This window comes from Laspinema olomoucense D3b (assembly GCF_025370785.1).
Lineage (GTDB): Bacteria > Cyanobacteriota > Cyanobacteriia > Cyanobacteriales > Laspinemataceae > Laspinema > Laspinema olomoucense.
Window position 1 is genome coordinate 87,884 of record NZ_JAMXFA010000024.1, and the last position, 13,352, is coordinate 101,235.

General features: G+C 47.2%; 6 protein-coding genes. 3 read left to right on the plus strand and 3 right to left on the minus strand.

Annotated elements, in window-relative coordinates; all coding sequences use genetic code 11:
- Positions 1-85: 85 nt before the first annotated feature.
- Complete coding sequence (locus NG792_RS17975; RefSeq protein WP_261236288.1) at positions 86-8,110, minus strand: glycosyltransferase; 8,025 nt, start codon at positions 8,108-8,110, stop codon at positions 86-88.
- Between the two features lie 253 nt (positions 8,111-8,363).
- A complete protein-coding gene (locus NG792_RS17980; protein ID WP_261197641.1) occupies positions 8,364-8,723 on the minus strand; it encodes a hypothetical protein in 360 nt (119 codons plus the stop codon).
- A 123-nt stretch (positions 8,724-8,846) separates the two neighbouring features.
- Here NG792_RS17980 and cdf31 point away from each other — a divergent pair, with 123 nt between their 5' ends.
- Both cdf31 and NG792_RS17990 read left to right on the plus strand, forming a co-directional pair.
- The gene (gene cdf31, locus NG792_RS17985; RefSeq protein WP_261236289.1) at positions 8,847-9,779 is read left to right on the plus strand and encodes a CDF family zinc efflux transporter Cdf31; all 933 of its coding nucleotides are present in this window, start codon (positions 8,847-8,849) and stop codon (positions 9,777-9,779) included.
- A gap of 546 nt (positions 9,780-10,325) precedes the next feature.
- A complete protein-coding gene (locus tag NG792_RS17990; protein ID WP_261197643.1) occupies positions 10,326-10,976 on the plus strand; it encodes a class I SAM-dependent methyltransferase in 651 nt (216 codons plus the stop codon).
- 78 nt (positions 10,977-11,054) lie between these two features.
- Here NG792_RS17990 and NG792_RS17995 read toward each other — a convergent pair whose 3' ends face one another.
- Positions 11,055-11,948, minus strand: a complete 894-nt coding sequence (locus NG792_RS17995; protein WP_261236290.1) for a 3'(2'),5'-bisphosphate nucleotidase CysQ family protein — start codon at positions 11,946-11,948, stop codon at positions 11,055-11,057.
- Positions 11,949-12,336: 388 nt separating this feature from the next.
- Here NG792_RS17995 and NG792_RS18000 point away from each other — a divergent pair.
- Positions 12,337-13,352: RNA-guided endonuclease InsQ/TnpB family protein (locus NG792_RS18000; RefSeq protein ID WP_261236291.1), on the plus strand; the 1,016-nt coding region annotated here is incomplete at its 3' end.

Sequence of the window (13,352 nt, forward strand, 5' to 3'; positions counted from 1 at the left end):
CCGGGTTTTTTTTATCAATTTATGATGAAAAGGCAACAAGTTTTACGGAAACCCGGTTTCTATCCTGGGGGACAATTAATTCCGATTAAACATTCACCCAATCCGGTAAGGTTTGGGAGGAGAGGGGGAGGCGATCGCGCTGTTGATATAACAGAAGGGCTAGGACTGCATTCATCCCCAAGGGCGCATTTAGTCCGGAGGTCAGTTTATCCATTAACTCCTGAACAAAGGTCTGTTCTGTAGCCGGTAATGGCTCATTTTGAATGCCACTGTTGAGGACACTTTGATGCGCTTTGCCGAGTTCATAGGTATAGCATTCGCGCAGGCGATCGCTAGGTATTTGCAACCACAACTCAGCAAATTCTCGCCGCAGTTGGAGCAATTCCCGGTGAATAGATTCATCAGACGGGTCAATATAATACAGGTTGGCACAACCGATCAGGCGATTGAGAAATTCCTGAGAAACAGAGACTGGTGTAGCGGGAGTAGGGGTAGATATAGCACTCGCCATTGCACCAGAAGTCTGTCCCTTTTGAAACAATTGCTCAAACAAATTCCCCATTTTCTGGCCGTAGACAGCACTATCTAAAAAGGGCGGATTTTGCTGCATTTTTTGCTGGATTTGCTGGCGATAGTGATGGCGCAGTTGCGGGTTTGTTGCGAGTTTAATCGCTAATTGGATATAACCGGGTTCGTCCTGGGCGATTAAATCAGCAAGGTGGATTTCGCGCAGGAGTGCAGAAGCTTGGCGAGACCTTAAGCTACTTCCTTCCCAGGCGATCGCTGGAATTCCCAGTTGTAACGGATCTAGTAAAGAAGTTGCCCCACTATAGGGATAGGAATCCAGATAAACATCGGCAAGTTTGACACATTCTTTAATATCCGCTGGACTCGGCAGGGTATTAATCAGGACTAACCGACGTTTATCGACTCCATTTTGAGCAAAAATTCGGTGGATTCGTTCCAAAAAGGGGAGGGCTGGATAAGAGGAATTCCAGGCCGGACCAAAGGGATATAAGACTAAAATAGAATGGGGAACGGCGGCGATAATTTTAGCCCAAGTTTCGGTAAGTTCGGGAAGAATTTTGTAGAAGTTAGCCCCGGACATAAACACCACCGTTTCCTCTGTTGCACCCCAGCTTGCCCGAGTTGGATTGACGGTGGAGGCGGGTTCAGGTAAAGGGAACCGGAAACATAATCCCGACCCTTCAATATTGACCAGTTTCTCGCGGTACTGTTCACTGCTGGTAGTCGTGGGGGCGGTTAAATTGCCAGCAATATAGTAGTCAATATTGCGAATGCCGGTGGTAACCGGGGAGGCAATTGAGGTGACTTGGACTCGGGCGAGTCGGTGTTGGGCGAGGGCAGTTAAGGGTTTATTAAGTTCGGTAATATTGGTGCCAATGAAGAGGATATCTAAGTCCTCGTTGCGGAGGGTTTGGACTTGTGCTGAGAGGTTTTCTGGCAGTTTCACGAGGCGATCGGCTCGACTTTGACAATACCATTCGAGTTGACTGCCATTGGCCCAAGACGCATAGAGGACAATCTCAAACCGATCGCGATCCAGATGTTCAAAAACTGGCAAGGTTGCAAAAGTTTCCGTTGCTGGATTGAAATGGTCCCTCAAAATTCCCAGGCGAATTTTGGGGCGATTTGGGGAAGGGGTTGGGAAGACATAATCCACTTCAAAACCCCTATTTTTGAGTGCCCATTCAATAATCTCCCCTCGCTGACTGTAGACAGATTTGAGGTTAGCAAGGGTGAAGTACAAGGGCGCAAAGTTAGCATTTCCCTGGGTGAAAAATTCAGCTACGCTTTGCCAGAGGGCTGAGTCAAGATTACTGAATATTTTTTGATGGACATATTCTAACCACCCTTGGAAATGGCGATAATATTGTTCGACTTCTCCGGTTTCGTGGAACAGGGTAGGACTAGCAAACATAAATTTGAGATAATCCTGGGCGAACCATTTTGGAATCGGTGCGTTTTTGTAGGGAATGGGGAGGTGATGGGGATAGCAATAGAGGGTGGCAGCAATGAAGGATTGCAGGGCAGTGGGTGCATCAAATCCCTGGGCAATTCCCACCGAAAGTTTACGGATGAGTGCTTGTTCGCTGGGGGTAATAGCGTGATGTTTGATGTCAGTATCTAGCAGGGTTTTATGGGCCTTGCCAAGTTCACCTAAATAGGCGGATTGTAATTGTTCTTCGGGGGTATTTAACCATTGCTGGGCCAGTTGTTGGCGGGTTTGCTGGAGATCAGTTAAAGTTTCGGGTTCTACAGGGGTGGGGGAAATGGGAGTGGCGATCGCCTCTTTCCGTGGGTTTTGTGCTGTAGCAACTAAGGTTGAACGGACAATTTCGGCCATTTTTGCCCAGGAAAATTGGTTGGTTCGTTGAAATCCAGCGGCGATTAACGGATTGCGAACTTGGGGTTTTTGAATCTCCTGCATGGCATTGACGAGACCGTCGATATCGTTGTCATTCACATAAATGACCGATTGTCCAGCAACTTCTGGAATTGCCCCATTTGGACAAGTAATAACTGGGCATCCACAAGCCATTGCTTCGAGGATAGGCAACCCAAAGCCTTCGTATTTTGAGGGATAAATGAGAGCCACTGCACCGGAATAAGCTAATCGCAACTCGCGATCGCTCAAATGGAGAAGGTGGATCTGAGTATCGGTGACGTAGGGTTGAAATTCCGCTTCTAATGTAGCTATGCCTCCCACACATAGAATCTGAAATTCTCGGCGGGAGGGGAGTTTTGCGAATGCCTGGAAGAATAAGATGGCGTTTTTATAGCTATTAATATTACTGCGGCTACCGACCCATAGAAAATAGGGTTTCGATATGTTGTATTTAGATTTAAAAGAGTTAATTTCCCCTGGGGGAGTCGGGGCAAATTCCGGATGAATTCCGCAATGGGCAACCGTCACGCGATCGCCAGGAATTTCCGGGAAAAATTTAACCAAATCTCGGGCGGTTTGTTCAGAAATGGTAATATAGGCAGAACCATGACGGATGCCGTGATGTTTTTCCCGCCACATGGGGGAATTTAAAGCGGTTGGATACCGTTCAGGAATCATGTCATAGGCCATGAACACCGAGGGGGTACTTAGGGGTGTAGTGTAATAAGTGGAGATGAAGATATCAGCGCTTTCTTCATCACAAATATCCTGCAACAAGCGGCGATCGGCCTCGGTATTATTATAATCATAACCCTGAATACACAGATATTTAATACCCGGAATTCTAGGGGCAGTTCCAGCGCGATCTAAGAATAAGAGTTGTTTGGCAAACCCCGTTTTAACCCATTCTTGCAAGAGGGAAGTCCAAACCCGAGCGATGCCGGTGTTGTTAATTTGATAGAAGACTCCATCAATGATAGCCGTGATTTTTTGAGTTGCCAAGGCAACGGGAGAGCAATGGGTAAATTTTTTCATACGTTCTGCTAAGATTTGCGGGGAAAACTGATGAGCAATGGTCTGCCTTGCTGCTTGTCCTAACTCGCGACATCGTTCCGGGTTGCGCCACAATTCCAGGGTGTATTTGGCAAATTCTTCGGCATTTTTGGCAATTAAGCCATTGACTCCATGTTCTATGGGTGAGCTTTTTGCCACATTTTCCAGGGCAATCACCGGGACTCCATAGGCCATTGCTTCTACAATTTTGACTTGCTGACCCGTTCCCCCGATGAGAGGACAAATGGCAAACCGACTTTCAGCATATAGAGGTTTAATCTCCTCAATAAACCCGACCAAATCGATACCCGGGACCGGGGCTAAATTTTTGCAGCCTTTTCCTAAGACTTTTAAGGTGAAATCGGGGCTTTGCTGTCGCACGATGGGTAATACTTTGGCGGCAAAATAGAGATACCCCTGGACATTAAAGGGATTATTCCCAATGGCAAGCAAGGGAAATCCTGCATAAGTATTCGGCAAGGTTTCTGTCTCGAAGGTCATGGGAACATACTCAACCTGAGTCTGTTGGGTATTTTGTTGAATGCTTTCGGCTTCCTGGGAGGAAATGGCTAGGGTATAGTCGTATAAATCAAAGATTGCATATTCTTCGGGCAAGGCTTTAAGCTGAAGTTGACTGTAAAAATCTTCCCTTAGGACTTGGGCATCAATCTGTTTGGGGACGAGGGGATTTTGATGCAAATAACGCCTGAAGGCCTGCCCCATTTGTAGATTTAAGGTAAATAAGTCGATCGCATCAATAATTCGCACCGCTGACTTAAATTCATCCCCTTGGACTAACCGGCCCCAGAGAGAATAGTTGACCAGGACAATTTGGGGCTTGAGCGCCTGAAATCGCTGCCGAAATCGTTCCCGCAATCCTGGGGGAGTATAGTAATCTGCATTAAATTGGCCCGGATTGCGGTTGCTGATTTCGTTGCTATACTGACGATCTCCTTCGGTTCCGGGATACACTTCGACCTGAATCCCCATGTTCTCCTCCAACCCCTGGATACTCTTTATATCCCAAGGGATATCTGAGAATAAAGTCGAACTGAATAAGGTAATTTCATAGCCTAACCCTTTCAGGGCATTCACCATTTCCATACAGCGTTGATGAGCGCCTGTTTTGGGGGGATAGGGATTGTGGGGAAAAAATATTAGGACTTTTTTGTCCGAAGATTTGGATAGACTATGGGTCTGAGTTTCTGGGGCGAAGGACGGTAAATTCAGAACCTGTTTAACCGGAGGTTTCTCTAAAACAGCGGCAAAGCGTAAATAACAGGATGAATCAACCCCTTGAGCATTTTTGATGCGGTAAATTTTCAGAGTCAGACCGTTTAAATTTTGGCAGATTCTCTGCACTAAATGTTCGGGGTCATAAAATCGCCCATGTCGATTTTGCCATCCGCTTGCACAGTAAATCACCGCATCCAGTTCAAAGTTGACCCCGCCCGTTGAAATGGCTGTCACTGGATCTGTTTGAATGGCATAGTCTTTAGCTAAATAGAGGGGAAGAATGCAAACAGCCCCCCCGGGTTTGAGCACGCGGGCGACTTCACGTACGAACCCGATATCGGCATCGCCTTCAAAATGCTCAAAGGCACAATGTAAGGCCATTTTGGTGGCAAAACTATCGGGAACTGGCATCTGGGCGGCATTTCCCCCGATGCGATCGCCGTTGATTCCCGGTGGGTAGGAAAGGTCTTGACGATAAGTTTGTAATCCAAATAGACGGCGATAGATCTCTGGGACCGGACTTTTTTCGCTCCCAATATCAATATAAATATCGCGATTGCTCAGTTGTAGCAGTTTCGCCGCCACATAATGTTCTAGAGATTTTTCAACGCGATTGAAAGCGTAATATTCCGAAAACTCTTGTAAATAATTTCCCGATTGGAAGTAGCGCTCATACTCGGAAATATCAATTTCATAATCCTCCACCTGAATCCCTAACTGTTGAAGGCGATGAATAATTTCGGCTTCGATTTGGGGACTAGAAGAGACCGCCCCTTTTTTCTTCGGTTCGGGGATTTGATGATAATAACTTTCTGGGTCTAACGGATTTAAAGGCTTGGCCGATAATTCTCTGACATCTTCCTTGCAGAACCAAACCCCGGTCTCGTCAATGATTTGCAAAGGAAAGGTCATCCCTCCTGCGGTTTGAAAATCATTGATTGCTTGCTTACACCCTTCCCAAAAGCCATAATCATCAATCTGAATTATCCCCTTGGGAACTATGCGGTTGTAGAGAGTATTAAAAATAGTCAGGGTAGACTCATACCAGTCTGCATCGGCATGAAGAAAGGCGACTGCACCGATGGTGGACTCGTATTCTGGTAACGTCTGTTCAAACAGCCCCGGTACGGGAACCACAAGCTGGCTCACCCCGAGGGTGCGACAAATCACCTCTAAATTTTCATCTAAAGGCGCTTGTAGGGTTCCTGCACCTAAACCCGTGAGATTGGCGGGAATTCCCTCATGGCGATCGACGGCAGTGGGATCGGGCATTCCCGTAAAGGTATCAAAAGCATAGAGGAGTCGGGACCGAGAACTGTAACGTTTAATGACAGCCGCTAGTAATGCCGTTGAACCCCCTTTGTAGGCTCCGCATTCCACAAAGTTTCCAGGAATATCAGCTTGACAAATGTGTTTAGCCCGAGAATAAAGGGAGAATAACCGCGCTTCACTCAGCAGGGTATAAGGACGAACTGCTGCTAAGATTTCTTGAAATTCTGTTGTATCTGTTGTTTCTGTGGTGATTCCACTTACGGCGTAGCCTTGCAAATGGGTGGGTAACGGCCAATTAATTTTGGGGTCAGGTTTGTGGTAAACTGGCTGGACTTTTCCCCGCCATGCAACGGCCATAATTTGCATTGTTTGGTAAACCAGGGTGTTCCATCCTTTTTGCTTAAAATAATCTAATCCTCTGGCGACATCAGGAGAGGCTAAATCATGAAAGAGGATTAAGGCATCTTCTGCCGCTAATTTTTCGCAGGCGATCGCATCCTGAAGCGGGCCATCTCCTTCGTGATTGCCATCAATAAAAATTAACGACCATTTCTGTTGTTGTTTTGCGCCGAGTTCTTCCACTTGCTGCGGACTATACCCAGGGAGCAAATTGATGCGATCGCGTACTCCAGCCGCTGCTAGAGACTGAGTGACACTTTCATAAATTTCCGGACGACTCAGCAGCGGATCAACCACATCTAGTTCAACCCCAGCGCTGGCAATATGACAGGCAGACCATCCCAGCCAACAGCCTATTTCTAGCCCTTTCTTGCCCTTAAATTTGAGGGCGCTGTTATAGAGAATATGAGCTTCATCGGGATTCAGAAATCCAATCACGGGTTGCCGCTTGTCTACATACCAGTTATGGGGGATTTCTCGCCGCAGATAAGGCCAACTACAATTATCGGTATTCCCCATTACCCTATTCGGAAAATAAGGCTCTAAATTAACCGTTTTTAAGCCCGGAGAAATATAATCTTTTTTATTCATCAATACCCTTTGAATGGTTTGGACAGTTTCATCAATCATCCGGTCTTCCCGAAACAGTTCACAAGCTCTGTGATAACACTGGAGACCTATTTCTTTCCTTAATTGGGGATTTTCAGCCCACTGCTGAAGGGTGTTTACTAACTCTTGCACCGTCCCGGGAGCATCGGTTTTGGGATCCGGGAGTAATTTTCCAGTCTTTCCCAACTCTTCCGGAATTCCACTCACTGCTGAAGCGATGATGGGCAATCGTTTTGCCATTGCCTCCATCACCGCTAAGGGCATTCCCTCATAGTCCGAAGGCAATACAAAAATATCAGCCATGTCTAATAAATCCGGGATATCCCACCGTCGTCCGATCGCTTTGACGTGATGGGTTACCTGGAGTTGTTCTAAGGCGTTTTTAATTGGAGATTCTAGTTCCCCTGTACCCGCCCACACAAAGTAAAGATTTTCCCACTGAGGGCTATGCTTGAGCTGGGCGATCGCTTGTAACTGATAGTTCCATCCCTTAAATTGATCTAACCGCGCTGCGGTAAAACAAACCACAGCCTCTGGGGGAATTTGTAACTCTTGCCGGAGGCGATCGCGATTCTGTGCCGAGGGCGGTTTAAAATACTCAATGGGTCGGCCATAATAAATCACCTCCCCTTTGTTTCTCGGCAGTCGAAACCATTCATGCAGCACCCTCAAATTTTCCTGGGAAACCGCAATCACGGTCTTCGCTTCTTGATACAAATGCTCTAGTTCATCAAAAGATACCGGAGAAGTTGCTGCGGGATAGGGAGCCACAAACCCAACCACGACGATGTAGGGGATGCCGAGGTGAGTTGCTACTTTTTTTGGGGCAAAATTAGCTAACGGCCAAGAATCACTAAAGATAATTAAATCGGGCTTAACCCGAGAAAATATCTTTTCAGGTTCCTCAGTTTCCTGTAGCGTTAATTCAAAATTTTTATGGGTATCGTAACTGAGCCAGAAATGGTTAATTCCTAATTGCTGTTGTTGCTCAATTAAGGGATTATTTTTCTGGGTTTGTACGCTGTTAACGTGATAACCTTTTTGGGCTAATCCAAATAAAATTGAGTGATTGTAATGGGCGACCCCGCCCAAACCATGATCATCACTATAAAACAGGATATGCTGAGTCATCTTCCCTTTTAAAATAACAGGTTAAATATCCGGGGGTGTGGTGAAATTTTACAGTTTGCTCATTTTCATTCTAAAGGGTCGAATCCGGAAAGAATGCGATCAGGACCTCCGCAAGGGTGGGGATGTACCCCGCCTTAGGGTAAACACCTTTGAGTTGCGTCAGTCCTAATATAAATAAGGTTGTTCGGTTAATCCTGCTGGAGCCTATGAAGAACAGTCTAGTCTCTGTGCTTGGGGTCTGAACCGATCTCGATTAACCCACCTGTTCTAAATACAGATTGAGGTCCTCGACTAACCGGGTGAGTTCCGCTTCGGTACTCAGGCGAATGCGATCGTCCCGCAGGGTAATCAGCACCTTGGCGGCAAAGGGGGTGGGGTAAATATTGGGATTGCAGAAAATTTCTAAAAACACATCCCCGGTAGAACGATATTCCATTGGTTTTTGCGGGGTTGGTTTCCCGGAACCCGTACCGGGGGTTGCTTTCGATGCCACTGCTTTAAGTTGCTGCATCAGGTCGTTAATCGCCGCCTGCAAGTCCCGCGCTGCTTCGGGAGAGAACCGAAACGAGACGGAACCCTCGACTAAATTTAGGGTGAGTTGAGAACCAGACATGAGGGATCTACTTTTAATATTCGGTTTCTTTATGGTAAGGGGGAAGGGGGACATTGAGATCTGTGAACTTCCAAACAAACCCAATGCCCTACAATTTTTGTAGGTTGCATAAGGTAAAGATCCGTGGCTACAGATAATCGGGTTGAAGTTCGCCGGGTACTCCTGATTACCCTGGGCTTAAATTTGGTCGTGTTGGCAATTAAAGCAGTCGTGGGCACCTTGACGGGTTCCCTGAGTTTGTTGGCGGATGCGTTGCATAGTGTGACCGATAGTGCCAATAATATTTTGGGATTGGTGACGAATCATTTCGCCTCTCCCCATCCCGATCGCGAACATCCTTATGGCCATCAGAAGTTTGATGCAGTAGGGGCCTTGGGGATTGCGGCCTTTTTGGGGGTAGCCTGTTTTGAAATTCTCAGCAGTGCGATCGAGCGCATTTTCTTCAAAGATGGAACCCCGGTGGAAGTTTCCCCCAGAGACCTCTGGATTTTGCTGATTGTGTTGGGAATCAATATCTTTGTCGCCTTTTATGAACGGACAATCGGTCGGCGAATTGGCAGCAGTATTCTGATTGCCGATGCCAAACATACTATGAGCGATGTTTGGGTAACCATTGTCGTGATGGCGGGTTTAATTGCGATTACCTTTGCCAGTCGCTGGCCTTGGTTGCAATGGGTGGATGTGATTTTGGCCTTTCCCGTGGCCTTGTTGGTGTTTAGAAGTGGCTGGGAAGTGTTGGCCGATAATTTACCCTGGTTGGTGGATCAAATGGCGATCGCCCCCGAAGCAATTCACTCCATTACCATGCAAGTTCCCGGCGTTCTCAACTGTCATGATATTGCCTCTCGCGGTGTGGTCGGACGTCAGGTTTTTATTGAAATGCATCTGATTGTTGATGCCAAGGATGTAGAAACTGCTCATGCCATTACGGAGGAAGTGGAAGCGCGGTTACAAGGGCGATTTTCCCCGGCCCGGATTTTGATTCACATCGAACCGCCGAGTTATCAATCTCCCGAGATTAGCTATGCGCCGGACTCTCCTGAATCCCGAGAATAAGAGAACTCCAAAAAATAAAATACCCAAAAACCCCACACCCTGAAGGGTGGGGCGTTTGCGTACAAAGCCCGAGAAGCGCGGCGTCATACAGTCTTGTTAGGTGTTTAACTATCGGGATTTGGATGATTTATTTGTTGGGACACCCTAATGCCTAGGCTGGGCGATCGCCGGGATAACCTCCCTTGGAAATCTCGCTTAAAACATCAGTCGTTTTCCACAGATTGACGTCAGTTTTCCACAGATTCAGGGCAGTTTTCCCCAACAATTAAAGCGTTTCTAGGTTTCCAGATTGGTAAAAAAGTGGGTTATTTCTCTCTGAAATATTGTGCCAGAAACCTGCTGTCTGGATTGGGTTCCCGCAGTCGGGGTAGATTGAATCTGACTTTCCGCGACTGGCAGAGATTCCCCTTGAACGCACAGGCCTCCCGGGGCAGAGTTTGGGCCAATGCCGTCCAAGGACTGCAAGCGCGACCCCCTCGGATGCTTCATCTTTCTTAATTTTTTTTTACAATAAGAATAATGTCAAGCTAACTGCCCCCTGTTTTTATGTTGTTACAACCGACTCAACGCACGAAACTCGATGAATCCGACGATCGCCTGTTCTATTCCTACCCCCGATTCGTCACCCATGTGGATGATGGATTCATCGACCAACTGACCCATCTCTATCGCGATCGCCTCAAACCCAACAGCCGCATCTTCGATATGATGAGTTCCTGGGTCTCCCATCTCCCCCCAGAAATGACATGGGCTCATGTGGAAGGTCATGGGCTCAATGAAGAGGAACTCGGGAGAAATCCTCGTCTTAACCATTATTTTGTCCAAGATCTCAATGACAACCCCCACCTCCCCCTAGAGGATCAAAGTTTTGATGCGGTCCTGAATGCGGTTTCGGTCCAATATATCCAACATCCCGAAGTGGTGTTTAGCGAAATTCACCGCATCCTGAAACCGGGTGGCATCGCGATTATTAGTTTTTCCAATCGAATGTTTTATCAGAAAGCGATTCAAGCATGGCGCGAGGGGGACGAAGGGTCTCGCGTTGCCCTGGTGAAAAGTTATTTTAAGGCAGTGGAAGGGTTTTCTAATCCGGAAGCGATCGCCCGAAAGTCGGATCTCCCTTCTATCTTGCAGTTTATGGGAATGGGCGGTGGCGACCCTTTTTATGCGATTATCGCCCATCGTTTACCCGCATAGCGGAATCCCTCAGAGTTTCGCAATCACCGGATTCTACTTCTTCTGTCGTCGGTGAGAGGACCCTCGGCAAATGCGGCGTTAGAGGGTGGCCAAAATCTTCTCGACTTCATGGCATAATGCTTCGTGGCAATGAGCATTACTGGCGATCGCGCACCCCCACTGATTCACATCTTTTTGGTTATAGCGCAAAGGGGTCCCATCCACAAAGGTTAACCGGCCCCCGGCTTCGGTCAAAATTAACTCTGGGGCCGCAAAGTCCCAATCTTTGGGCGCACCTTTGCCCGAAAGGGAAATAAACCCATCCACTTGCTGTTCCACAATGGCGGCAATTTTGCACCCGATACTCCCCATATATTGTTGGGTTTGGCAGGGTAAGCGTTGCAAGAGTTCGTCCAATTTCTCTCCTTTGCGGGTCCGTCGGGTCAGCAGACATAAGTCTGGGAGGCGATCGCGCCCAGAGACTCTCAGGGGGGTGCGATCGCCGGAACGCGTTTCCACAAAAGCACCCCCTCCACGTTGGGCATAATATAATTTCTGGGCGGAAGGGACTGCCACCACTGCCACCACGGGTTGCCCCTCATAGACTAAGGCAATATGGACCGCATAGTTAGGGTTTTGCTGAATGTAGGCGCGAGTGCCATCGATGGGGTCAATAATCCAAACCCACTGGTGCGCGCGGCGATCGCCATTGCTATGGGATTGATAACTTTCCTCACTCAGATAGCCAAACTCCAGACTGCCAAAGGCAATCCGTAATTTTTGCAAGATATACTCGTTCGCCGCTACATCGGCATTGGTGACAGGACCTTCTTTTTTTTCCCTCACCTTCAGTTTCCCAGCAGCATCGGTATGATAATAGGTCAGAATATCCGCACTCCCCCAACCAATCATCCGGGCGATCGCTCCTATCTCTTCCAATTTATCTAAGCGATTGTCCGTCATCGGTGTTCCTAACTGTTTGCTTTTGCTCATTTTCCTCTTGGGTGATTGGCCTAATTTTACAACCCTCTCCTAGTGATTTATCCGGTTTTTTTATACATTTGAAAAGGGCAGCTTATCTCGGGTTTAAAATTTAAGCTGACCTCTCCATCCTAACTTAACCCATGTTTTCTTGATTCAACTAAACCAGCAGGAGTCCCACGCTCTAATCTTTGATTGAGCGTCGGGAGGAATGCTGGGTAGAGTTTGGGGTTCGATACCCCACACTCTGCAAAATAGTATGTAATTATATACATTGATAACGTTTACCACTTAAAAAATGAGTCAGGTACTTACGGTCTCTTGTAAATTGATGGTTACACCACAGCAGGTAGAAAAACTTGATGCGGTGCTTGCTGCTTTTGCAAGTTGCTGTGAGTTCGTGAATGACAACACCCCTGAGAAACTGACTAATCAGATTGCTGTCCAATCCTTAATCTACAAGGAAGCTAGAGCACATTCTGGTCTGTCTGCGCAGATGACCATTCACGCTATCCGGCGAGTTTGCGCGAATCGCAAGACGGCAAAGCAAAAAGGTAGACCCGTCAAAGGGTTTGTTCCAACCTCTGCTACCTACGATAGTCGCACCTTCACCTTCAAGGAAGCGGATTGGATGGTTAGTTTGACCATGCTGAAGGGTCGAGAAAAGTTTAAACTCCACATTGGTAACTACCAGAAACACTTACTGCAAGGGCAAGCACCCAAATCCTCAACCCTGGTAAAACGGAATGATGGCAGTTTTTATCTAAACATTCAGCTAGAGTCTGAACCACCAGCTATCCCCGATACGGATAATGTGTTGGGTATCGACCTTGGGAGGACAGATCTGGTCTGCACATCCAAGGGAGAAAAATTCAGCGGCAAACAAATCACGCAGACTAGAGACAGATACAGCCGTGTACGGGCTTCGTTACAACATAAAGCATCCAAAGGCACAAGGTCTACTCGTCGTAGAGCGAGGCAGATTTTGCAACGGTTGAGTGGACGTGAACGAAGATTTCAAGCATGGTTAAACCATACCATCAGCTATCGACTCACTCATAGCGCCAAGGCATCAAATCAGGCGATTGCACTTGAAGACTTGACGGGCATCAGAGAACGTACCAATGAATTGCCACGCTCTAAGACAGAGCGACGACAGTCTAACAGTTGGGCGTTCTATCAGTTGCGTCAATTCTTGACCTACAAAGGAATAAAGTTTGGCGTAGATGTCCGGATAATAGACCCTCGCTACACCTCAAAGACTTGTCATTGTTGCAAAGTAATTGGCAACCGACAAGGCAAGAAATTTGAGTGCCTAAATCTAAAGTGTGGATGGGTCGGTGATGCTGATGAGAATGGAGCGAATAATATCGCTACTTTGGGGGTTATTGTAAACAACCCCAGAGGCTCCGAGGT

Coding starts and splice junctions, on each gene's coding strand:
- NG792_RS17975 (WP_261236288.1), bottom strand. CDS start 8,110: ATGACTCAGCATATCCTGTTTTATAGTGATGATCATGGTTTGGGCGGG.
- NG792_RS17980 (WP_261197641.1), bottom strand. CDS start 8,723: ATGTCTGGTTCTCAACTCACCCTAAATTTAGTCGAGGGTTCCGTCTCG.
- NG792_RS17990 (WP_261197643.1), top strand. CDS start 10,326: ATGTTGTTACAACCGACTCAACGCACGAAACTCGATGAATCCGACGAT.
- NG792_RS17995 (WP_261236290.1), bottom strand. CDS start 11,948: ATGAGCAAAAGCAAACAGTTAGGAACACCGATGACGGACAATCGCTTA.